At 45.1% G+C, this 22,184-nt stretch carries 18 protein-coding genes and 1 riboswitch; of the genes, 15 read left to right on the forward strand and 3 right to left on the reverse strand.

The window, feature by feature from the left end; translation table 11 throughout:
- The first annotated feature begins 30 nt into the window (after nucleotides 1-30).
- The 8 genes from SIO70_RS20770 to SIO70_RS20805 all read left to right on the forward strand — a co-directional run bounded on the left by SIO70_RS20770 (nucleotide 31) and on the right by SIO70_RS20805 (nucleotide 6,169).
- Complete coding sequence (locus tag SIO70_RS20770; protein WP_320573937.1) at nucleotides 31-3,234, forward strand: efflux RND transporter permease subunit; 3,204 nt, start codon at nucleotides 31-33, stop codon at nucleotides 3,232-3,234.
- Nucleotides 3,235-3,404: 170 nt separating this feature from the next.
- Nucleotides 3,405-4,493 carry an efflux RND transporter periplasmic adaptor subunit gene (locus SIO70_RS20775; RefSeq protein ID WP_320573938.1) on the forward strand — a complete coding sequence of 363 codons (1,089 nt, stop codon included), beginning with the start codon at nucleotides 3,405-3,407 and terminating at the stop codon, nucleotides 4,491-4,493.
- 91 nt (nucleotides 4,494-4,584) lie between these two features.
- The gene (locus SIO70_RS20780) at nucleotides 4,585-4,881 is read left to right on the forward strand and encodes a hypothetical protein (protein ID WP_320573939.1); all 297 of its coding nucleotides are present in this window, start codon (nucleotides 4,585-4,587) and stop codon (nucleotides 4,879-4,881) included.
- Nucleotides 4,882-4,908: 27 nt separating this feature from the next.
- Nucleotides 4,909-5,055 (forward strand): hypothetical protein, encoded by a 147-nt coding sequence (locus tag SIO70_RS20785; RefSeq protein ID WP_320573940.1) that lies wholly within the window; start codon nucleotides 4,909-4,911, stop codon nucleotides 5,053-5,055.
- Nucleotides 5,052-5,372, forward strand: coding sequence for a hypothetical protein (locus SIO70_RS20790; RefSeq protein WP_320573941.1), 321 nt, complete (start codon nucleotides 5,052-5,054; stop codon nucleotides 5,370-5,372). Before SIO70_RS20785 ends, SIO70_RS20790 begins: the two co-directional genes overlap by 4 nt.
- Entirely contained in the window at nucleotides 5,351-5,677 is a 327-nt protein-coding gene (locus SIO70_RS20795; protein ID WP_320573942.1) for a hypothetical protein, read from the forward strand. Before SIO70_RS20790 ends, SIO70_RS20795 begins: the two co-directional genes overlap by 22 nt.
- Nucleotides 5,674-5,874, forward strand: coding sequence for a hypothetical protein (locus SIO70_RS20800; protein WP_320573943.1), 201 nt, complete (start codon nucleotides 5,674-5,676; stop codon nucleotides 5,872-5,874). The genes SIO70_RS20795 and SIO70_RS20800 overlap by 4 nt, the downstream gene beginning before the upstream one ends.
- A gap of 103 nt (nucleotides 5,875-5,977) precedes the next feature.
- Nucleotides 5,978-6,169 carry a hypothetical protein gene (locus tag SIO70_RS20805; RefSeq protein WP_320573944.1) on the forward strand — a complete coding sequence of 64 codons (192 nt, stop codon included), beginning with the start codon at nucleotides 5,978-5,980 and terminating at the stop codon, nucleotides 6,167-6,169.
- 139 nt (nucleotides 6,170-6,308) lie between these two features.
- On the opposite strand, the gene SIO70_RS20810 is transcribed toward SIO70_RS20805, so the two are convergent.
- Nucleotides 6,309-7,130 (reverse strand): phosphatase PAP2 family protein, encoded by an 822-nt coding sequence (locus SIO70_RS20810; protein WP_320573945.1) that lies wholly within the window; start codon nucleotides 7,128-7,130, stop codon nucleotides 6,309-6,311.
- Between the two features lie 164 nt (nucleotides 7,131-7,294).
- Nucleotides 7,295-7,368: riboswitch (Fluoride riboswitch) on the forward strand.
- Between the two features lie 53 nt (nucleotides 7,369-7,421).
- On the opposite strand from SIO70_RS20810, the gene SIO70_RS20815 reads away from it, so the two are divergent.
- The 3 genes from SIO70_RS20815 (at nucleotide 7,422) to SIO70_RS20825 (ending at nucleotide 12,565) form a co-directional block, all read left to right on the forward strand.
- The gene (locus SIO70_RS20815) at nucleotides 7,422-8,684 is read left to right on the forward strand and encodes a voltage-gated chloride channel family protein (protein ID WP_320573947.1); all 1,263 of its coding nucleotides are present in this window, start codon (nucleotides 7,422-7,424) and stop codon (nucleotides 8,682-8,684) included.
- Between the two features lie 331 nt (nucleotides 8,685-9,015).
- Nucleotides 9,016-9,963 (forward strand): NADP-dependent oxidoreductase, encoded by a 948-nt coding sequence (locus tag SIO70_RS20820; RefSeq protein ID WP_320573949.1) that lies wholly within the window; start codon nucleotides 9,016-9,018, stop codon nucleotides 9,961-9,963.
- A gap of 427 nt (nucleotides 9,964-10,390) precedes the next feature.
- A complete protein-coding gene (locus tag SIO70_RS20825) occupies nucleotides 10,391-12,565 on the forward strand; it encodes a bifunctional alpha,alpha-trehalose-phosphate synthase (UDP-forming)/trehalose-phosphatase (protein ID WP_320573950.1) in 2,175 nt (724 codons plus the stop codon).
- A 486-nt stretch (nucleotides 12,566-13,051) separates the two neighbouring features.
- Here the strand turns inward: SIO70_RS20825 and SIO70_RS20830 are convergent, their stop codons facing one another.
- Entirely contained in the window at nucleotides 13,052-14,833 is a 1,782-nt protein-coding gene (locus SIO70_RS20830) for a glycoside hydrolase family 15 protein (protein WP_320573954.1), read from the reverse strand.
- A gap of 247 nt (nucleotides 14,834-15,080) precedes the next feature.
- Here SIO70_RS20830 and SIO70_RS20835 point away from each other — a divergent pair, with 247 nt between their 5' ends.
- The 3 genes from SIO70_RS20835 to SIO70_RS20845 all read left to right on the forward strand — a co-directional run bounded on the left by SIO70_RS20835 (nucleotide 15,081) and on the right by SIO70_RS20845 (nucleotide 19,235).
- Nucleotides 15,081-17,528 carry an AsmA family protein gene (locus tag SIO70_RS20835; protein ID WP_320573956.1) on the forward strand — a complete coding sequence of 816 codons (2,448 nt, stop codon included), beginning with the start codon at nucleotides 15,081-15,083 and terminating at the stop codon, nucleotides 17,526-17,528.
- Nucleotides 17,529-17,594: 66 nt separating this feature from the next.
- Nucleotides 17,595-18,029, forward strand: a complete 435-nt coding sequence (locus SIO70_RS20840; RefSeq protein ID WP_320573957.1) for a hypothetical protein — start codon at nucleotides 17,595-17,597, stop codon at nucleotides 18,027-18,029.
- A gap of 312 nt (nucleotides 18,030-18,341) precedes the next feature.
- A complete protein-coding gene (locus SIO70_RS20845) occupies nucleotides 18,342-19,235 on the forward strand; it encodes a YihY/virulence factor BrkB family protein (RefSeq protein ID WP_320573959.1) in 894 nt (297 codons plus the stop codon).
- A gap of 103 nt (nucleotides 19,236-19,338) precedes the next feature.
- Here SIO70_RS20845 and SIO70_RS20850 read toward each other — a convergent pair whose 3' ends face one another.
- Nucleotides 19,339-19,584 (reverse strand): hypothetical protein, encoded by a 246-nt coding sequence (locus tag SIO70_RS20850; protein ID WP_320573961.1) that lies wholly within the window; start codon nucleotides 19,582-19,584, stop codon nucleotides 19,339-19,341.
- 416 nt (nucleotides 19,585-20,000) lie between these two features.
- On the opposite strand from SIO70_RS20850, the gene SIO70_RS20855 reads away from it, so the two are divergent.
- Complete coding sequence (locus SIO70_RS20855) at nucleotides 20,001-22,181, forward strand: S9 family peptidase (RefSeq protein WP_320573963.1); 2,181 nt, start codon at nucleotides 20,001-20,003, stop codon at nucleotides 22,179-22,181.
- The last annotated feature ends 3 nt before the right edge of the window (nucleotides 22,182-22,184 follow it).

The following is a 22,184-nucleotide window of genomic DNA, read 5'->3' on the forward strand; positions in this document are numbered from 1 at the left end:
ATTAAGAGGGCTACATCTAAAATGTAAAATATGTCATTAGTCTCTACTGCCTTAAAAAAGCCAATCTCGGTTGTCGTACTGACACTGGGCGTGTTCCTTTTTTCTATACTGGCAGTTATCAATATTCCCATCGATATTTTTCCGAAGCTGAATCAGCCGACCATCTATGTGATAGAACCATATGGAGGTATGTCTGCCCAGCAGATGGAAGGTTTCTTTGCCACCCGCTTACAGGATCAGTTTCTGTATGTGAATGGTATTAAAAATATCAGCAGTAAAAATATCCAGGGTCTCAGCATGATCAAGCTCACCTTCTACGAAGGGACTGACATGGGAGAGGCTTCGGCACAGGTAGCGCTGCAGGTAAGCCGTGCTATGAACTTCTTTCCCCCGGGTGCTGCACCACCACAGGTGATTCGTTTTGATGCGTCTTCACTACCTGTGGGTGAACTGGTATTCAGTTCTCCTACACGTTCGCTGAAAGATATTTATGATATGGCGACCACCCGTATCAGGCCGATGTTTGCCACTGTACCGGGTTTGTCTGCTTCGCCACCATTTGGTGCGAATGCCCGTTCTGTAGTGGTGAATGTAAACCCTGACCGGCTGCGTAGTTACAACCTGAGTGCAGACCAGGTGGTGGAGGCCATTGCGCGTAACAACGCGATGAGCCCTTCCGGGAATATCCGTATTAATAATAAAATGTTCCTCACTACCATCAACTCACTGGAAGAGCAGGTGACTGATTTCGGAGATATTCCTGTAACGACGAATGGTAACTCCACTGTGTTTGTAAAGGATATTGCGACGGTATCAGATGGTGCGGATGTAACGGTGGATTATGCACTGGTGAATGGAAAACGTTCCGTATACATGCCGGTTGTAAAGACCCCGGATGCGTCTACCTGGGAAGTGGTAAAACAACTGAAGGCAAAGTTGCCCGAGATGCAGAACCTCTTGCCGGAAGATACAAAAATCACCTATGAATTTGACCAGTCAGTAGCCGTGATCAATGCCGTGAAAGGCCTGATGACAGAGGGTATACTGGGTGCGGTGCTGACAGGTCTGATGGTATTGCTCTTTCTGCGTGATTTAAGGAGTTGTATGGTAGTGGTGATCACGATACCTATAGCAATTTTATCCGCGGTGTTTGGTTTATATCTCAGCGGACAAACCATTAACCTGATGACCTTATCGGGATTGGCGCTGGCCATCGGGGTACTCGTGGATCAGGCCACGGTGACGATTGAGAACATTCACCAGCACCTGGAAATGGGCAAGCCCAAGAAGCAGGCGATATATGAGGCTTGTGAAGAGATCGCGTTTCCATTGCTGCTGATCCTGTTGTGTATCCTTGCCGTGTTTGCGCCTTCCTTTATCATGTCGGGTGTGCCGAAGGCCATGTTCCTGCCACTGTCGTTGTCCATTGGTTTTGCCATGATAGCTTCGTTCTTTGTCGCGCAGACATTGGTACCGGTTATTTCCAACTGGTGGCTCAAGGCGGAGAGGTACCAGCATGCACATGCGGGACTGGCATTGGATAAGGAAGAGGTGGATGAAGTGAATGATCATATGCAAGAGCAGCAATTGCATCCTGAAAAGCTGACTGGCTTTGAGAAATTCAAAGCGTGGTTTATGCGGGTGTTGGAAGGGCTTGGAAAACGTTCATCACTGGTGATTGGATTGTATTTAATAATTGCCTTTGGCGCAGCGGGTACTGCCTATGTGGTGATAGGTAAAGACCTGATGCCACATATTAATGTTGGGCAATTTCAGCTTCGTATCAAAGAGCCGGATGGTACCCGGCTGGAAAGAACAGAAGAAAAGGTACACCAGGTGCTGAACATCATTGATCAGGTTACGGATGGTAATGTGGAAATCAGTTCTGCTTATGTAGGGCTGATCCCTTCCAGCTATGGTTCCAGTAACCTGTATGTATTTAATGCAGGTACACACGAAGCCGTGTTGCAGGTGAACCTGAATGAGGATTATAAAGTAAACATAGAAGCGCTGAAAGATACGCTGCGTGAACGGATCGCAGCGAAGTTTCCGCAGTTGCGGGTATCCTTTGAGCCGATTGATATGACGGAGAAGATTATGGCGCAGGGAGCTTCAACACCGATAGAAGTAAGAGTGGCGGGTAAGGATATGCAGCAGATCCAGAAGTATGCGACAATGCTTACAAACAGGTTGAAGAATATTTCGTTTTTGCGGGATGTACAGATAGTACAACCCCTGCATTATCCTGTGATCAAGATCAATGTAGACAGGTTCAAAGTGGCGCAGATGGGGTTGAATGTGTACCAGGTAGCCCGGTCAGTAACAGCGTCTACATCCAGTAGCCGGTTCTCTGAAAAGAACCAGTGGCTGGATGAGAAAGGTGCTTACACTTACCAGGTGCAGGTGCAGATCCCGGAATATAGTATGCAGGCGATCAGTGACCTGCAGGAAATTCCACTGGTACGCGGGCAGGCGAGACCAGTATTGGGTGATGTGGCGAGCTTTAGTACGAGCGAAGTGCCGGGGGAATATGATCGTTCTGGTCCCCGTCGTTACCTGACGGTGAGTGCGAATATTTCCAACATTGACCTGGGGGCTGCTACTAGAGCGGTGCAGCATGAAATCGATGAGATGGGACCTCCGCCACGTGGTTTGATAGCGGATGTACAGGGTAGTTCAAGTTTGCTGACAGATACATTGAATGGTTTGCAGAATGGGTTGATGCTGGCGGTCATGGTGATATTCCTTTTGCTGGCGGCTAATTATCAGTCGTTCAGACTGAGCTTTGTGGTATTGGTAACGGTGCCAGCGGTAATAGCAGGGGCATTGCTGATGTTGTTGCTTACAGGGTCTACGCTGAATTTGCAGTCTTATATGGGGATGATTATGTCTACAGGTGTATCTGTGGCGAATGCGATCCTGATTGTAACGAATGCGGAGAAGTTGCGGATTGATTACAGGGATGCGTATAAGGCGGGGATTGTGAGTGCGGGAATTCGTTTGCGTCCGATTTTGATGACGAGTCTTGCAATGATTGCGGGTATGGTACCGATGGCATCAGGTATGGGAGAGTCAGGAGATCAGACAGCGCCATTGGGGAGAGCGGTGATTGGGGGATTGATTGCTTCGACGATAGCGGCGTTGTTCATATTGCCGTTGGTGTATGCACGTATGCAGCGGAGGACGACTTTTGAGGCGGTTTCGCTGATGCCGGAGGCGATAGAGGAGAGTTAGGGGGAGATAGGGCGAATGGGAAGTGAGGGGATTTAGCGTGAACGGGATTCAGCGCAAATGGGAAGTGAAGAACATTTCGCGCAAACTAAAACTACAGCGCACTCCGCGCAAACTAAAACTACAGCGGCACATCATGCAAACTACAATTACAAAACACTAAACTACAGACCATGAATAATCAACATAGAATCGTTATTATATGTACCGCAGTCACCATGCTGGCAGCTTGCCGGGAGGCCTCGTCGAAAAAGAAGAAAGAAGAAAAACATCACGGTAGTCAATATACCTTTTCAACGGTGGTACAAGAGCCGTTATCATCCAGTATCCAGTTGCCTGCTGTACTGGATGCTTATCAGAAAGTGAGCATCTATCCGCGTGCAAATGGATTTGTGAAGAGTGTAATGGTAGATAGAGGATCTGTGGTGAAAAAAGGGCAGATGCTGCTGGAGCTGGATGCACCGGAGGTGATACAGCAATACTATGCGGCACAGGCGAAATGGTTGCAGGCAAAAGCAGACTATGCTGCATCGAAAGATAACTATGAACGTACGATGGCAGTAAGTGCTACACCGGGTACCATATCTCCACATGACCTGGAAGTGTCAGGGGCAAAAATGATGGCGGATAGTGCTATAGTGAATAGTCAGCTGGCGAATTTCAGGGCACTGGAAGCAACGAGGAGTTATTTGCAGGTGACAGCTCCTTTTGATGGGGTGATCACAGAGCGTAATGTACACCCGGGTGCGCTGGTGGGGCCTACGACCAGTATTGATGGCAGGCCTATGCTGATGTTGGAGCAGGAAGATCGTTTGCGTCTGGTCGTACAGGTACCAGAAATTTATAGCGCACAGCTATCTGATGGGCAGAAAGTAACATTCCGTGTAAATGCTTTGCCAGGCAAGGAGTTTACAGGTAGCATCAGTCGTCAGGCGGGGTCTTTAAATGATCGTTTCCGTTCAGAGGCGGTGGAAGTGGATGTGTATAATCCGAATCATACATTGAAACCGGGGATGTATGCAGAGATTACGATTCCGGTGAGTGGGAGTCGTCAGGCGATGGTCGTGCCTGCAACGGCGATCGTAACTTCTACGGAGAAGAAGTATGTGGTTGCGGTGAGGAGTGGGATTACACATTGGGTAGATGTGCAGGAGGGGAATCATCACAATGATTCTACGGAAGTGTTTGGTTCTTTGCAGGCGGGGGATAAGGTGATTGCGCCTGCTACGGATGATATAAAGGAGAATACGAGTATTGAGTAGGGGGCTCATCGGCGATATTAGTAAGGAGGGGGTGAATAAGAGGAGATGTATGGCAGGAAGAAATCAGCAGGTTGGGGATGAATAGGAGGAGATGCTTGTCAGGGAGGAGAAGATCAGCAGCTTGAAGATGAAAAGGGAGATGTATGACAGGGAGGAGAAGATCAACAGGTTGAAGATGAAAAGGGAGTTGTGTGACAGAGAGGAAAGGATCAACAGGTTGGGGATGAAAAGGGAGATGTATGACAGGGAGGAGAAGATCAACAGGTTGGGGATGGAAAGGGAGATGTATGACAGGGAGGAGAAGATCAGCAGGTTGGGGATGAATAGGAGGAGATGCTTGTCAGGGAGGAGAAGATCAACAGGTTGGGATGAAAAGGGAGATGCATGACAGGGAGGAGAAGATCAACAGGTTGGGATGAAAAGGGAGATGGGTGTCAGGGAGGAGAAGATCAACAGGTTGGGGATGGAAAGGGAGATGTATGACAGGGAGGAGAAGATCAACAGGTTGGGATTGAAAAGGGAGATGTATGAAAGGGAGGAGAAGATCAACAGGTTGGGATGAAAAGGGAGATGTATGGCAGGGAGGAGAAGATCAACAGGTTGGGGATGGAAAGGGAGATGTATGACAGGGAGGAGAAGATCAACAGGTTGGGGATGGAAAGGGAGATGGGTGTCAGGGAGGAGAAGATCAACAGGTTGGGGATGGAAAGGGAGATGTATGACAGGGAGGAGAAGATCATCAGGTTGGAGGTGAAAAGGGAGATGTATGGTAGGGAGGAGAAGATCAACAGGTTGGGGATGGAAAGGGAGATGTATGACAGGGAGGAGAAGATCAACAGGTTGGAGATGAAAGGTACATGTGTGACAGAGAGGAGATGATCAACAGGTTGGAGGTGAAAAGGGAGATGTATGGCAGGAAGGAGAAGATCAACAGGTTGGGGATGAAAAGGGAGATGTATGACAGGGAGGAGAAGATCATCAGGTTGGAGGTGAAAAGGGAGATGTATGGCAGGGAGGAGAAGATCAACAGGTTGGGATTGAAAAGGGAGATGTATGAAAGGGAGGAGAAGATCAACAGGTTGGGATTGAAAAGGGAGATGTATGAAAGGGAGGAGATGATCAACAGGTTGGAGATGAAAAGGGAGATGTATGACAGGGAGGAGAAGATCAACAGGTTGGGATGAAAAGGGAGATGTATGGCAGGGAGGAGAAGATCAACAGGTTGGGGATGGAAAGGGAGATGTATGACAGGGAGGACAAGATCATCAGGTTGAAGATGAAAAGGGAGTTGTGTGACAGAGAGGAAAGGATCAATAGGTTGGAGGGAAAAGGGAGATGTATGTCAGGAAGGAGAAGATCAACAGGTTGGGATGAAAAGTGAGATGGGTGTCAGGAAGGAAAAGATCAACAGGTTGGAGGTGAAAAGCAGGAGATGAATACCAGGTAGGCAGCATTTTTGTGATATACTTCCTAAATGGTGTATTATGAAAAAATCAACAAACCTGAAACGGAAGATTAAAGAAGTGAAGAGAGAAAATGTGGAAGTAGCGCCAAAAGCAAAGACAACCACAAAAAGGGATTATGATGATGATCAGAACCACTTGCTGGAAGGATATAATGAGAGTGAGTATGATCAGAAAGATATCGCTGATGAGAAAAGAAAAAAGGGGGCCTGACAGTGGCTCCCTTTTTGTTTTTTGGATTATTTGCGGATTTGAAATGACTAAATTGTTTGTCTGGTGTAGGCAGGTAAATTTCTGGCTATTGGGCAGAAATTTAGTTACTGGCTCATGGGGTGCTGGCTTCGAATTGCATTTAACTACCGGGAAAGAACACTACACTCACTCCAATAGATTTCGTATCCGGACTATAAGTAGGCATCGCAATAGGATGCATACTATTTCTCCCCTCTTTCTTAGCCCAAATCTGTTCCATTTTCGGAAACACCCAATAAGCAGCCTTTGCACTTAAAATACCAAGACCAGCCCCTGCTACAACGTCGCTGAGCCAGTGGCGGTTATTATACATACGAAGAACGCCGGTGGCAGTGGCTACAGCATATCCATACACCCCATACCATGGACTGACATCTTTGTACTCCTGTCTCATAAATTCTGCTCCCATAAATGAAGTGGCGGTATGGCCGGAAGGGAAGGAGTTGAAAGTACTTCCATCCGGACGCTGCCGGTGAGATAAGGTTTTCACCCCACCTACGGTTCCCATCATCAGGAGACTGGAAATACCGAGAATGATAGTCCGGTCCCGGAAATTATGTGCGCCCTGGATGCCCATTGCATTCAGCGCGTATACGCTCAGTGCCGGTGTATATCGCAACCAATCGTCTATTTTGGTATGAAAAGTAGAATTATCCTCCCTGATTTCGTTTTTGGTAGTATGGTCGAGGTTGCGGAGCGGTCCGTATTCAAAAGTAGCGATTCCATAGCCAAGCATAGCTGCGGGTACAACTACGCTGGCGATGGAGCATTGATATTTTTTTGTTCCCCTGAAGAGCTTTAAAAAGGAAGTATCCTTTTTAACTTGTGTAGCCCCCGAGTCGACTGTAATTTGTTGGGCCTGAGCCCCGGTTATTATTAGGAATGGCAATAACAGTTGTAGGCATAAAGAATTCACTTTCATCCAATACAGATTAGCGGTAGTAACGTAATGTTGAATTTATACTACAAAACAAAAAAAACATTCTGTAGAGATTCTGAAGGTAAAAAATATTTTAATCACATGGATCACACGTTCGTGGCTGGTTTTGCTAAACAAACGTTTGAATAATTTTTGTATATTTGCATGCTCAACCAGGAAATGGTGTCTTCCTGCACAGAACCGTCCCGTCTTCTTCGGGTCTGATGGCGCCTACAAATAGTGTATAATTCTGCCGGTACAAGCGGGCAGTTCAGTTTATATATTTGTAGGAACATGATGAAATTTAACAAATCTTTAGAACAATTTACAATTGCTTACCAGCTTATTCGCTGGACGGTTATTATTATTCCTGTTGCGTTGGTAGTTGGCTCACTGGTAGCCCTATTTCTCTGGCTATTAGACTATGTTACACATTTTCGCTTGGAACATCCCTGGTTATTGTATTTATTGCCCATAGCGGGTATCGGCATCTATTTCCTGTACAATAAGCTCGGTGGTACTTCAGAAAAAGGGAATAACCTCATTATGGATGAAATCCATGAACCAGGCGGCGGGGTACCAGCCAGGATGGCGCCACTTGTATTGATCACTACAATTCTCACCCATTTATTTGGCGGCTCTGCTGGCCGTGAAGGGACAGCTGTACAGATAGGTGGTAGCATGGCTGGTTTGTTGGGCAAATGGATGCGGTTATCACAGGCAGACCTGCGTATTCTTTTGATGACAGGGATTGCCGCGGGGTTTGGGGCGGTATTTGGTACACCGCTGACAGGTACTGTTTTCGCGCTGGAAGTGCTGGCAATAGGCGTGATCCGATACGATGCATTGGTGCCCTGCCTGATTGCGGCTGTATTTGCAGACTGGGTTTGCAGTGCCTGGGGCATTCATCATACACATTATCAGATCTTATTCAGGGCAGAAACGCTGTTTGATTATTTGTTGCTGGCAAAAGTGATTTTGGCGGGTATTGCCTTTGGCCTTGCCAGTTTTGCTTTTTCCAACGCTATGCACCAGATCAAAAAATACAGTAATCAGTTTATTCGCCCTGCCTGGTTGATACCAGTAGCGGGTGGGATTATGATCATTGCTTTGTGCTGGATACTGGGCACAGAAGATTATACTGGTTTGGGCGTAAATAGCAAAGACCCCGGTGGAGTGAGTATAGTCAATGCATTTAAAGATATGGAAATGTCTAACTGGGCGTGGTTGTGGAAGTTGTTATTTACAGCTGTCACACTGGCGATGGGATTTAAAGGGGGAGAGGTGACACCGTTGTTCTTTATAGGAGCGGCTTTAGGGCATACTATAGCGGTATTGATCGGTGCACCGGTAGATCTCTTTGCAGGATTGGGTTTTATTGCTGTATTTGCAGGTGCTACCAATACCCCGATTGCCTGTACCCTCATGGGGGTAGAGTTATTCGGCACCAACAATGCATTGTATTTTGCAGTGGCATGTTTTACAGCTTATTATTTCAGTGGGCATGCAGGTATTTACAGTGCGCAGCGATTAGGGGTATCAAAGAAGTGGGAATAGGATATTGGTCTGGCAGTGTTTCAGTGTGCGCAGCGATTAGGGGTATCAAAGAAGTGGGAATAGGATATTGGTCTGGCAGTGTTTCAGTGTGCGCAGCGATTAGGGGTATCAAAGAAGTGGGAATAGGATATTGGTCTGGCAGTGTTTCAGTGTGCGCAGCGATTGGGAGTTTCAATGAAATGGGAATAGGATATTGGTCTGGCAGTGTTTCAGTGTGTGCAGCGATTATGAGTTTCAAAGAAATGGAAATAAGATATTGGCCCGGCAGAGTTTTTGTTGCACATTGCTATCTAAAATCAGCATACTAAAATCAGCATACTAAAATCAACATATGAAGGCCATTACAATTCCCCAATTTAAAGCAACACCTGAATTGACTGAACAACCCAGGCCGGTCGTAAAACCCGGTAGCATGGTTGTGCGGATAGTAGCAGCGGGTATCAATCCTTTTGATACCAAAATGATTGATGGTATACTGGATGGCCAGATGCCGCATCATTTTCCTATGATACCTGGCGTAGATGCGGTGGGTATTGTGGAAGAAGTTGGAGAAGGTGTGACCCTCTTCAAAGTAGGTGATCACATCTATGGTCAGTTTTTACATGCACCTGTAGGTGAAGGGACTTTTGCCGAATATGTCGTGGTACCTGAAAAAGCAGCGCTGGCACCAGCGCCTAAGAACATTCCATTGAAACAGGCGGCAGCTATACCAACTGCAGGTATGACCGCGTTGCAGATGGTAGAAAAATCTGGTCTGAAGCATGAACAGATCCTACTTGTAGTAGGTGCTACCGGTGGTGTTGGATTATTTTTAATTCAGCTAGCAGCCATGCAGGGGATTTATATCATTGCTACAGCAAGTGATGAAACTGGCGCCAGCAAGGTGAAAGAGCTGGGGGCAAAAGAAACAATCAATTATAAAAAAGTATCTGTAGCAGATGAAATCAGGCGTAAATATCCGGATGGTGTAGATGGATTGATTGATTTGGTCAGTTCCCCGGATGCTTTTAAAGAGATGACATCACTTGTGAAGAAAGGTGGTGTAGCATTGACTACGGCATTTGTAGCGGATGAGGAGGATTTGAAGAAGAAAGGATTGCGGGGTGGGAATTTTGAATTGAAGGGGAATCGTGCATTGTTAGACACATTGTCAGATGCGGCGGATAATGGGGCGTTGAAAATTCCTATTGAGAAGGAAATTACATTGGAAGAAACACCGGCAGCATTGGCTGCGATAAGAAAGCTGAATAGTAAGGGAAAAACGATTATAGTATTATAGATCTAAAGTATTATAAATTCAACTTTAATTCTGATGCTACAGTTTACTAAAACTATGATTAGAATTATAACTATAATGAATATTCGCTATTCTTTAGTCGCTTATCATGTTGATCTTTGGTCATCCTGATAAGCCAATGCGAAAAATCGCTTCTGTCTTCAGCAGAAGCGATTTTTCGTAAAAGCATAACTTACAACGAACCTATGGCATAACTCAGCACAACCCATTAAATAATTATTCGTACCTTTGCCTCACCTAGGCACATCCCCATACATACATTATACTTGCTTCTACTTAGCAACCACGGGGCTTTCATTTATTTGGCATTTGTGACAGGTTTCAATTTTTCCGTACTATTCAGGTGCGTTTTTTGATGTGTGGAATTCCATACTTCAATCGGCATTGATTTTTTGACTAAAACTGTATTATGAGTAAAACCATTATTGTATCAAACAGGCTACCGGTAAAGATCACTGAGAAAGATGGCGAATATGGGTTGAATCCGAGTGAAGGCGGTTTGGCTACAGGGCTGGGGTCCATTTACAGAGAAGGCTACAACATATGGATTGGATGGCCCGGTGTGGAGGTAAACGAATCAGCACAGGGGCAAATCAAACAGCAACTGGGAACCATGAACCTTATGCCGGTTTACCTGACCCAGGAAGAAATCAACAACTATTATGAAGGATTTTCGAATGAGGTACTGTGGCCGGTTTTCCACTATATGTCCGTCTATGCACGCTATGAACAGGTATATTGGGATTATTATTATCAGGTTAATACAAAATTCAGGGACGCTGTTTTAGAAGTCGCAGAACCCGGAGATATTATCTGGATTCACGACTACCAGTTATTACTGCTTCCAGGCATGATCCGCGCCGCTGCGCCGGATGTAGCCATTGGATATTTCCAGCATATTCCTTTCCCTTCTTTTGAATTATTCCGTCTCATTCCATGGCGTGTAGAACTACTTGAAGGGATGCTCGGCGCTGACCTTTTAGGCTTCCATACTTTTGATGACAGTCATCATTTTCTTAATGCAGTAACTCGTTTGCTTCCATTGAATGCTACTGCCAACATTGTGACGGTGAACGACCGTGCAGTAGTGGCAGAAACATTCCCCATGGGTATTGACAACAACAAATTTGAATTGTTATCCCTGGATCCTGAAGTACTCAAACAAGTAGAAAGCCTGCGCGAGAATTTCCAGAGTACACACATGGTGCTCTCTATTGACAGACTGGATTACAGCAAAGGTATTCTACAACGCTTGCAGGCATTTGAATTATTCCTGCAACTGTATCCTGAATATATTGAGAAAGTTGTACTGTATATGATCGTAGTGCCGTCGAGAGATTCGGTGGCACAATACAAAGAACTGAGAGACGCCATCGATATGCTGGCAGGCGGTATCAACGCCCGCTTCCGTACGCTGAACTGGCATCCGATCAATTATTTTTATCGCAGCTTCCCGGTAGAGACACTGTCGGCTTTGTACAGCTTTTCAGATGTAGGCCTGGTGACTCCGATGCGCGATGGTATGAATCTTGTAAGCAAAGAATATGTTGCGAGCCGTAAGGATAGCAATGGGGTATTGATCCTGAGTGAAATGGCAGGCGCCAGTAAAGAGCTCATTGATGCACTCATTGTGAACCCTAACAATATCGGTGCTATTGCACGGGCGATTCATGAAGCATTGAACATGCCGGAAGTTGAGCAACGCAGAAGAATGAAACAGATGCAGCAGATTGTATCTAAGTTTAATATTTCACATTGGGTAAAATTATTTATGGCAAGATTACAGGAAGTGAAACAGTTACAGCAGTCTATGCTGGCGAGAAGAATGAGCCTGGAAATGCAGGTGCATGTAAGGAAAGATTATAAAGGAGCGAAGGAAAGAGTGATCTTCCTTGACTACGATGGTACACTGGTAGGTTTCCAGGCGAATATTGACCTGGCTTCTCCCGATCAGGACCTCATTCAGTTATTGACAGAACTGACAGCTGATCCAATGAACCAGGTGGTGATGGTGAGTGGGCGTAAATACCAAACGCTGGAAGAATGGCTGGGACACCTGAGATTAGATCTCATTGCAGAACATGGCGCGTTTCAGAAGAAATATGGCGAGGAATGGCAGCAATTACCGGGATTGACGGATCAATGGAAGGGGGATATCGCGCCGATACTGGAGACGTTTACAGATCGTACACCCGGTTCGTTCATTGAAGAGAAAAGCTTTTCGCTGGTGTGGCATTATCGCAAGGCAGAAGCTGGTTTGGGTGAATTGCGTGCGAATGAGTTGATGAATACCCTGCGGTATTTTGCAGCAGATAAAGGGTTGCAGTTATTGCCGGGAGATAAGGTGATTGAAGTAAAGAATGTAGAGATCAATAAGGGCAAGGCTACTATGTCATGGTTGGCGAACAGGCATTTTGATTTTACATTGGCTATTGGTGATGATCATACGGATGAAGATATCTTTAAGGCACTGTCACATGATGCAGTGACGATAAAGGTAGGTAGTCAGGTGTCGTCGGCGAGGTTTTATTTAAGAAATCACCGGGAGGTGAGAGCATTTTTGAAATCATTGATTCTAGTTTAAATATTTAGGGTTTATTTTTTTATGGGCATTAGCCCGCCAAAATATGTAATTTGCGGAGCGGAAATGAAGGGTTGGTGCTGCCAAACCTTCATTTCCGCTTTCAAAATAAAGAAGGCTGCAGGTTGCTCCGGATAAAGAAGTCAGCAGATTGCTCCGAATAAAGAAGGCAGCAGATTGCTCCGAATAAAGAAGGCAGCAGATTTGCTCCGAATAAGGAAGGCAGCAGATTGGTCCGAATAAAGAAGGCTGCAGATTTGGTCCGAATAAAGAAGGCAGCAGATTGCTCCGAATAAAGAAGGCTGCAGATTTGGTCCGAATAAAGAAGGCTGCAGATTTGGTCCGAATAAAGAAGGCTGCAGATTTGGTCCGAATAAAGAAGGCTGCAGATTGCTCCGAATAAAGAAGGCAGCAGATTGCTCCCAAAATAAAGAAGGCTACTGAGAGAACTCTGTAGCCTTTTTCATTTATTGTAAACCTTAAGATAAACTATTTAAATATCGGCGTATCCAACTTCATCGCTATCCTGTATGCAGCATTCATCAATCCTACATGACTATACGCCTGCGGGAAATTCCCCCACTGACTACCATTCGTCTCATCTACATCTTCACTGAACAATAACAAATGATTCGAATACTGCATCAGCTTTTCAAACTCCCGTACCGCATCATCTATCCTTCCTACACACGCGAGTGCCTCCACATACCAGAACGCACATACGAGGAATGTTGTCTTTGGTTTCCCAAAATCATCTGAATGCAAATACCGGTAAAATAATCCATTCGGTGTTTTCAACTCTTTCTCCAACGCCGCCAGGTGATCTTTTGCCCTGTCCGAAGCCGGATCCAGGTAATTCATCATAATCAGCTGTAAGGTACTTGCATCCAGGTGCAAACTACCTGTTGCATTTGTATATACTTTACGAATCGGATCATAACAACTCTCTATATGCGCCGCAGCCCTGTTCTTCAATGCCGTGGCCTGTGCGGCAAGATCATTACTGCCAATGATGCGCGCCATCTTTTCTGCCGCAGAGCAACCCGCCCACTGGAAGAGATTACTATAACAATGGATGTTTGCGAAGTTGCGGAACTCCCATATCCCTGCATCCTTTTCATCAATAGTCCGCTCAATCTTTTTCAGCAGGTATTCTATCCACCAGGCAGAATCTTTTCTTTCTGAGAAGATAAAGCGGTGGTCAGTATACAAAGGCAACATGGAAATGAGCACCTGACCGTAAATATCGTTCTGTATATGCTCATACGCCTGGTTGCCGATCCTTACAGGCTGATTGCCCTGGTAACCTTCAAGGTGGGGAAGTATTTGCTCAATCAGGTTCTTTTTGCCTGTGATCCCATAAAGAGGCTGGTACCGATAATCGCCGGAGAAAGAAATATCTGCCACATAGCCGAAATATTTTTCCATCTCTTCGAAGTGACCGATATGGTTGAGCGCGGTGATGACATAATAGGTGTCTCTGAGCCAGCAATAACGGTAATCCCAGTTACGGCCGCTGCCCGGAGATTCCGGCAAACTGGTGGTACTGGCGGCGATAATGGCGCCGGTATCTTCATATTGGTGAATCTTCAGTGCCAGCGCGGAACGGATCACCGCCGGCTGGTAGAAGTTGGCGATATTGGAGTGTTTAATCCAGGTACGCCAGTATACAGTTGTTTCACGAAGGAAACGTTCAGCAGTACTGTTGAGTGGCGCTTCCAGTGGCTGACCATAGGAGAGGAGCAGGTATTTTTCTTCATTTAATACAAAGTACTCCTCTTCAAAAAGATAGCTCACCGGAATATTGGTGGTCAGGCGGATATGTTCATCGCATCCAAGGAATTCAATGTGGTTACTGCCCCGTTGTGCTTTGAGTTTGCGACCACCATAATCGCATACAGGTTCACATTTGACCCGGATACGGGGATTACCTTCCAGTGGTGTGATCTTACGGATCAGCATCAGTGGTTTGAAATACCTTTCGTACTGGTGAAAACGGGGTGCAAAGTCAGTAATCCTGTATTTGCCATTGCCATTGGTAATTTCAGTGACCAGGATGTTGGTGTTTTCAAGGTAATACTGACGGCTATTGTATTCACCATCGGGCAGGATCGAGAATTCCCCTCCTTTTTTCTTGTCAAGCATGCCTCCGAACACGAAGGTACTATCCATCTGAGGCCAACAAAGCCAGTCGATATTGGTGTTGATGTTTACGTGCGCCAGGAAGGCGCAGTTACCGATCAGACCTGTTTGATAGGTGTGTTTTTCCATAAGTATTATTCCTTTTCCGGCTTAGTATTATAATATTCAATACATCTTTCTTGACTGATTGATCATACTTTACACAAAAGCTGTTCCACAAATGAGGAATGGAGGAAACGGAATTGCTCACAATGGATTCCCGGATTAATTGAGGAGGTGAAAATGCGCGGCAGACGGGGATATTACCTGAATCGTACTGGCAGAGAATTCAATGAAGCTGTCTGTTTGGCATTTTTTTTCGTATATTAAAGAATATATGCGCAAATGGCTTCGTATAACCATCATTGTTTTCAGTGGCCTCATAGGTCTGTTGCTATTGCTTTGGCTGGCCGTTGCAGCTTATATTTATACGCATAAGGCGTTTATTTTAAAGCAAATCAGTGACCAGCTGAACGATCGCCTCCACGGGGGAGTGCTGACCATTGGAGATATGGAACCTTCACTCGTACAAAGTTTCCCTGATGTATCAGTTTCGTTAAATGACGTAAGTGTGAAGGATAGTCTCTTTGCACAGCACAATCATGAACTGGTAAAAGTGTCCCGTCTTTTTGTACAGGTAAATACCCTCGCACTGTTGAGAAAACAACTTGATATTAAACAGATCAGCCTTAGAAAAGGAACGATTTATTTATATACTGATAGCACCGGTTACTCCAATGCCAGTGTACTAAAGAAAAAAGACGAAACGGTAAAGAACACTAAAGGGAGTAGCACGAATACAGACATTACCCGTCTGAATTTAGTGAATGTAAGACTCGTGCTGGATAATCAGCTTAAAGGGAAATCTTTTGACTTCGATATTGCCCGTCTGAAGGGGAGCATGCTTACCAACGACTCCGGCTGGACCGCTAATGTGGATATGCATCTGAAGGTGAACGCTTTCGCTTTTAATACAGACAGGGGAAGTTTCTTAAAAGGTAAAGACCTTTCTACAGATTTGGAATTACATTTCAATACAAAGAAAAAGGTATTGGATATTCCCCAGCAAATACTGCGGATAGATGGTAAGCAAGACCTGAATGTAGGTGCAAATTTTTCATTTGGCGATGATAAGGTTTTTACGATCCATATCATTGCGGAGGAACTTTCCCTGGCGCATGTCTCCACTATGCTCACACCCAATATCAAAGAAAGATTGGACAGCATTCATATGGAAAAACCACTGGATGCAGAATGTGTGATCAAAGGAGGGTTGGAAGAAAAAGGAACACCGTTGCTGAAGGTGATCTGGAAAACGAAGGATAACAATGTCACTACCAAAGGACTGGAATTAACGGAATGTAGTTTTGGTGGTAGTTATAGTAATGATTGGATACCGGGCAATGGGCATGGAGATGATAATTCTATTATCAGTTTATACGACCTGAACACCCGTTGTTTCACCATTCCGGTGACAGCAGATACTGTACATATTTCGAATCTGCAACACCCTGCGCTGACCGGTTATTTCCGGGCTAATTTCCCCCTAACCGATCTCAATGCCGGTGGGGTTTTCAATTTTACCAGCGGTACGGCGAAAGCGAACCTTTTTTACAGGGGGGGCATCACAGCCGGCGATACTATCAAGCCTTTCCTGAAGGGAAGTGTAGAAGTATTACACGGGGCTCTTGCCTACATTCCGCGTAACCTGCAGTTCACTGATTGTAATGCCAGACTGGACTTTACAGGTCAGGACCTTTATTTAAAAAATATCAGTGTGCAAACTGTCAAAAGCAAATTCTTTATGGAGGGCAGTGTGCTGAATATTACCAATCTCTTTTTCACTGCTCCTGAAAAATTGCAGCTCGACTGGAAAGTACGTAGTCCTATCGTGGACCTGAATGAATTCCGGGGTTTCCTGGCGCAGCGAAACAAAGTGGTACAAACCAGGGCGGCTGCGCGGAAAAAGATGACCCGCATCACCAGTCAGCTGGATGTGATGCTGAATGCCTGTAATGTGAACCTGAATGTACAGGTAGATAAGTTAATCTACCAGCGCTTCATTGCTCAACAGGTAAAAGCGGACCTTTCATTGACTCAAACTGATATTAAACTCAACCAGATCTCCCTGTCTCACGCCGGGGGATCCATCCGCCTGAGTGGAGACATTCGCCAGGATGGTAACCATAACCGTTTTAAGGTCAATACAGATATTAACAGCGTACACATAGATCAGTTGTTTTACGCCTTTGATGATTTCGGTATGCAGGCCTTAAATTCGAAAAACCTGAGAGGGATCCTGACAGCGAAAGCGAACCTTTCCGGGAATATATTGGACAATGGTAAAGTTGCTCCGAAATCCCTGTATGGCACCCTGGGCTTTGAATTGAAGCAGGGAGCACTGGTGCATGTGTCCCAGCTGGAAGATATCGGCAATATCGCTTTCAGAAAGCGCGACATGGGCAATATCACCTTTGAAAATGTAAAAAATAACTTCACCATACAGGGAGACAAGGTGCTCGTACCACCTATGCAAATTAATTCCAGTGTACTTTACATGGACGTTTCAGGGGTATACGGCATGACATCCGGCACGGACCTTTATATCGATGTACCGTTGCGCAATCCTAAAAAAGACGAGGACATTGATGACAAGGCACTAAAACTTAAACGGAGAACCAGGGGAATCGTGGTGCATCTACACGCAACAGACGATGGGAATGGCAAAGTGAAGATAAAATTGGCGAGTAAGAAGAAAGATGAGGATAAGGATGTAACAAATTAAGGATAGCCGGCGTTTGAAGGAAGGGAAAATAAACTATTTTTGCGGCCTTAATTATTTAAAACATCCATGAGGAAACTACTGCCCATCGCTTTGCTGGCTATGATGGTAGCCTGTAAGAAAAATGATGATACCAGGACGTCTATCAAATATACGGGCAAATGGTTCATTACGCAAACGGTAAGTAAGCAGTATTACACGGATACTAATGGGGATACTGTTTTCTATCGTAATGAAACCAGCACGTATGCAGATAGTACTGCTTACCTGGAAATCAAGCTGACAGATTATACAACGGGTAAGGCTGTTTTGTATATGAATAACCAGCTGGATTCTTTGAGTTATGAGTATATGACAGCGGAGTATTTCAAGCTGGATAGTACGTTGTGTGTGGTGACTTCACTTAGTGATTCTGCTTTCCAGTTTAATACGTTGTCTTATGAAGGGGATGTGATACCGGATAAGGTGTTGGTTTCGCAGGATTATTTTATTATGAAGAAATAGGATGGTGGTTGAGGAGGATGTGTTTAAGATGGGAGGTGTGGGGTTTAGAGGATGGATAGTGGGCGGGTGATGGAGGATTTCTTTATACTGGAAATGGTAATGTGAGGATGGTAGGTGGTGTGGTTATGGAGGATTACCTTATAATGGTAATGTGAGCATAGTAGGTCGGTTAGTGATAGAAGATTTCTTTTTACTGGCGGATGATTGGTCTGTGATACCAGATATGATTTTTTATACAAAGCAAATAAACGAATGATGGGAGGGGATAAAGGGCATGATTTTTAAGGCTTTTACCTGACCATATAATTCCCGATGTCAAGAGACTTTTTTAGCACATTCCGGACTGCGTTCCGGACTTTACAAAGTAACGACCCACTGAGACTGGCAGGCGCGACCGCGTTTTTTGCCAGTTTTGCGCTACCTCCCATTTTATTGATTCTCCTGCAGGTGATGGGTCTGTTATTCGATCGGAAACATTTGGGCAAGCAGTTATTTCAGCGGCTGGGCGAGCTGGTGGGTACGGATAGTGCGGAACAGGTGATCGTAACACTAAGGGGGTTCCGCAACCTGGGTAAGACCTGGCCGGTGGCGACATTGCTGTTTATATTCCTGTTGTTTGTGGCTACTACCTTATTGAAAGTGATTCGGAGTTCCCTCAACCAGTTGTGGCAGATCCGCCTGCCTGAGCGGGAGGGATTTGTAATGTCATTGATGGGGAGGTTACGTTCCCTGATTGTGATTGGAGCAGCGGGTATTCTGCTCCTTGCCAGTGTACTGACAGAGAGTGCGCATGCCTTTGTGGGCAGTTATATCCATGACCTTTTTCCCAATGCAGACCTGATCTTCAACGAAGTATTCGGACAGCTGGTATCGCTCTGTATTGTTACTACCTGGTTTGCGGTTTTGTTCCGTTACCTGCCTGATGCGCGGCCTGACTGGAAAGTAGCTTTTTCCGGAGCGTTCCTTACGGGGATACTGTTCGGAATTGGCAAATTTGTATTGAGAAGGTTGCTGTACGGAGGAAATATAGGAATATTATACGGCGCCTCAGCTTCAGCTGTATTATTGATGCTGTTCATCTTTTACAGTTCTATAATCTTCTACTATGGGGCAGCATTTACAAAAGCGTGGAGTGAGTTTAAACAACGACCCATTCAGCCTTTGCGTAATGCTACGTTTTACGAACTTGCGGATGTAGAAGGGTGAAAAGATGCTCTTTAAGTTTTTTTCAGTGCAATCGCTGTATATCTACTATTAACCTCCCGGTAGTGCAGCATGTGAAGCCTTGTATTTGTTACAATTGCAACACTTACGCCTCACCTCTCAGGACCATTTCAATATGCTCCTTCACAGGATTACTAAATCCTTCTACTTCAATTTTTGGATGCTGGTCCAGATTGATCTTAATCCTTCCACTTTCGTTTACCAAAGTGTCGGAAAGGGGCTCCAGTAATGCATGCATTTGTCTTACTCCCATTTGTGCGAGCTGGTTCATGACAGTATCTTCCAATTGATGGAATTCACGGTTTTTGTAAGAATAGATAACCTGGATCATAGTGTTTAAGATTTTCAAAGGATGATAAAATAATTAATGACTTATTCTTTCTGCTTAATGTTGGGTTACACAACTATCCCCGTTTACAAAGGATAATAAAAAGTTTTCATTGGATGAATTTAATTATATGTCCCAATAGAGTGGCAAAAATCAATTCATATTGAATGCCTGTGTAAATATATAAATTTTATTAATAACTAGTTGTATTTCACTTTTATAAAACTTTTCCACAATTTGTTATCCACAAGTGAAAATTAGCTCTCGAAGGGGGGCGAAAATAGCTTTGCATCTATCAAAATTATCCCTTTTTTATGGCGATGTGTTTACCCGGTCATCCGTAGGAATACATTGATTCTGGTATGGATGGCATCAATATAAATCTGAATATCGTTATCTTGCCGCCTCAAACATAGCAGATGCGCAAATTTCGTTTCACAAATCTATTCCTGGTGCTGACCTGCCTCACAGCTGTCACAGCAGTGGCGCAGCCCGGGCAATCAACAAAATGGAGCCGTGACGGGCAATATATCTATGAGCCATCTACCAGTTCTATCGTTGCGGTAAAACTCTCGGACGGTTCCCAGTCAGAAAAAATTCCTGCCCGATTATTAACCCAGGGCGGTTACCCACTCAGGATCCGCGATTTTGACTTCTCTGCTGATGAAAAGAAACTCCTTGTCTACACCAATGCCAGGCGTGTATGGCGCTACGATACCCGTGGCGACTACTATGTACTGGATCTCAGCAACAATAGTCTGAAGAAAGTGGGAACAGGTTTGCCTGAATCTTCATTGATGTTTGCCAAGCTTTCTCCAGATGCAAAGCAGGTTGCTTATGTAAGTGGTCATAACCTGTATGTAGAAGATCTTGCTACCGGCATGCGCAAAGCCCTCACTACCGACGGTACCCGCCGCCTGATAAACGGTACTTTCGACTGGGCATACGAAGAGGAATTCAGCTGCCGCGATGGTTTTCGCTGGAGTCCTGATAGTAAGTCAATCGCCTACTGGCAGATCGACGCGACCAGGATCAGGGACTTCCTTATGATCGATAATACAGATTCTATTTATTCATATACCGTTCCGGTAGAATATCCAAAGGCAGGCGAAAGTCCTTCTGCCTGTCGTGTGGGCGTAGTAGATATTGCCACCGCAAAGACCACCTGGCTGCAGGTGCCCGGCGATGCGCAACAACACTACATTCCCCGTATGGAATGGTTGCCCGGCAAAAATGAGCTCATCCTGCAACAGCTAAACCGTAAGCAGAATGAAAGCATTCTTTTTCTCGCTAACGCTGCTACCGGCAAAGCCACCTCTTTCTATAAAGAAAAAGACTCTGCCTGGATCGATGTAAAATCCAGCTGGGACCGCGATATCAGTGGCTGGGATTGGTTGGCCAACGGACAATCTTTTGTATGGGTCAGTGAAAAAGACGGTTGGCGTCACCTCTACAAGGTAGACCTGAAAGGGAAAGAGCAACTGATCACTCCGGGTAATTACGATGTGATCAACCTGCTGAAAGTAGATGAAGCGCACAAAGTGGCTTACATCCTCGCATCTCCTGACAATGCTACCCAGCAGTACCTGTACAAGGTATCGATGGATGGTAAAAGCGCGCCTGAAAGGATCTCTCCGTTGTCAGAAGAAGGGATGCATACTTATGAAATTTCTCCTGATGCACAATATGCATTACATAGTTTCTCAAACCACTACTATCGTAACCAGGAAGAAGTGGTGAAACTAGCTACACACAATACCGGTGAAGGAGAAACAATCTATAAAGATATTATCAGCTCCCGTCGTATCAATAAACAGGAGTTCTTCAATGTCACTACCGAGGATGGGGTGACGATGACCGGTTGGATGGCGAAGCCTAACAACTTTGACTCTACGAAAAAATACCCTGTTGTATTTTATGTATATGGTGAACCGGCTGGTGCTACTACGCTGGATTCATATGGTGCTGGATACAATCACCTGTACAATGGCGATATGGCGGCAGATGGTTACATCTATGTGTCTATGGACAACAGGGGTACGCCACAACCAAAAGGCAGAACCTGGCGCAAGTCAATCTATCGTAAGGTTGGTGTGCTGAATGCCCGTGACCAGGCTATGGGAGCGAAGGAATTGTTCAAAGAACACCGTTATATGGACACTTCCCGTGTTGCCGTATGGGGTTGGAGTGGTGGTGGTTCAATGACACTGAACCTCATGTTCCAGTATCCTGAAATTTATAAAACAGGTATTGCGATTGCGGCAGTTGGTAACCAGCTGACTTACGATAATATTTACCAGGAGCGATACATGGGATTGCCTGAAGAAAACAGGGAAGATTTTGTAAAGGGATCACCGATCACCTATGCGAAAAACCTGCGTGGTAACCTGTTGTATATACATGGTACAGGTGATGACAACGTACATTATCAGAATGCGGAGATGCTGCTGAATGAGCTGATCAAATACGATAAGATCTTCCAGTTCATGGCGTATCCAAATCGTACGCATGGTATCAGTGAAGGGGAAGGTACCAGAAGACATTTATCTACTTTGTATACTAATTATTTGAAAGAACATTGTGCGCCGGGCGCCAGGTAATTT

Source organism: Chitinophaga sancti, from assembly GCF_034087045.1.
Lineage (GTDB): Bacteria > Bacteroidota > Bacteroidia > Chitinophagales > Chitinophagaceae > Chitinophaga > Chitinophaga sancti_B.

Excerpts from the sequence above, each read along its gene's own strand:
- SIO70_RS20785 (WP_320573940.1), top strand. The coding sequence starts at position 4,909 with ATGAAAAGGGAGATGGGTGTCAGGGAGGAGAAGATCAACAGGTTGGGG.
- SIO70_RS20810 (WP_320573945.1), bottom strand. The coding sequence starts at position 7,130 with ATGAAAGTGAATTCTTTATGCCTACAACTGTTATTGCCATTCCTAATA.
- SIO70_RS20855 (WP_320573963.1), top strand. The coding sequence starts at position 20,001 with ATGCGCAAATTTCGTTTCACAAATCTATTCCTGGTGCTGACCTGCCTC.
- SIO70_RS20780 (WP_320573939.1), top strand. The coding sequence starts at position 4,585 with ATGCTTGTCAGGGAGGAGAAGATCAGCAGCTTGAAGATGAAAAGGGAG.
- SIO70_RS20770 (WP_320573937.1), top strand. The coding sequence starts at position 31 with ATGTCATTAGTCTCTACTGCCTTAAAAAAGCCAATCTCGGTTGTCGTA.
- SIO70_RS20775 (WP_320573938.1), top strand. The coding sequence starts at position 3,405 with ATGAATAATCAACATAGAATCGTTATTATATGTACCGCAGTCACCATG.
- SIO70_RS20800 (WP_320573943.1), top strand. The coding sequence starts at position 5,674 with ATGAAAAGGGAGATGTATGGCAGGGAGGAGAAGATCAACAGGTTGGGG.
- SIO70_RS20825 (WP_320573950.1), top strand. The coding sequence starts at position 10,391 with ATGAGTAAAACCATTATTGTATCAAACAGGCTACCGGTAAAGATCACT.
- SIO70_RS20795 (WP_320573942.1), top strand. The coding sequence starts at position 5,351 with ATGTGTGACAGAGAGGAGATGATCAACAGGTTGGAGGTGAAAAGGGAG.
- SIO70_RS20835 (WP_320573956.1), top strand. The coding sequence starts at position 15,081 with ATGCGCAAATGGCTTCGTATAACCATCATTGTTTTCAGTGGCCTCATA.
- SIO70_RS20815 (WP_320573947.1), top strand. The coding sequence starts at position 7,422 with ATGATGAAATTTAACAAATCTTTAGAACAATTTACAATTGCTTACCAG.
- SIO70_RS20850 (WP_320573961.1), bottom strand. The coding sequence starts at position 19,584 with ATGATCCAGGTTATCTATTCTTACAAAAACCGTGAATTCCATCAATTG.
- SIO70_RS20845 (WP_320573959.1), top strand. The coding sequence starts at position 18,342 with ATGTCAAGAGACTTTTTTAGCACATTCCGGACTGCGTTCCGGACTTTA.
- SIO70_RS20830 (WP_320573954.1), bottom strand. The coding sequence starts at position 14,833 with ATGGAAAAACACACCTATCAAACAGGTCTGATCGGTAACTGCGCCTTC.
- SIO70_RS20805 (WP_320573944.1), top strand. The coding sequence starts at position 5,978 with ATGAAAAAATCAACAAACCTGAAACGGAAGATTAAAGAAGTGAAGAGA.
- SIO70_RS20820 (WP_320573949.1), top strand. The coding sequence starts at position 9,016 with ATGAAGGCCATTACAATTCCCCAATTTAAAGCAACACCTGAATTGACT.
- SIO70_RS20840 (WP_320573957.1), top strand. The coding sequence starts at position 17,595 with ATGAGGAAACTACTGCCCATCGCTTTGCTGGCTATGATGGTAGCCTGT.
- SIO70_RS20790 (WP_320573941.1), top strand. The coding sequence starts at position 5,052 with ATGAAAAGGGAGATGTATGGCAGGGAGGAGAAGATCAACAGGTTGGGG.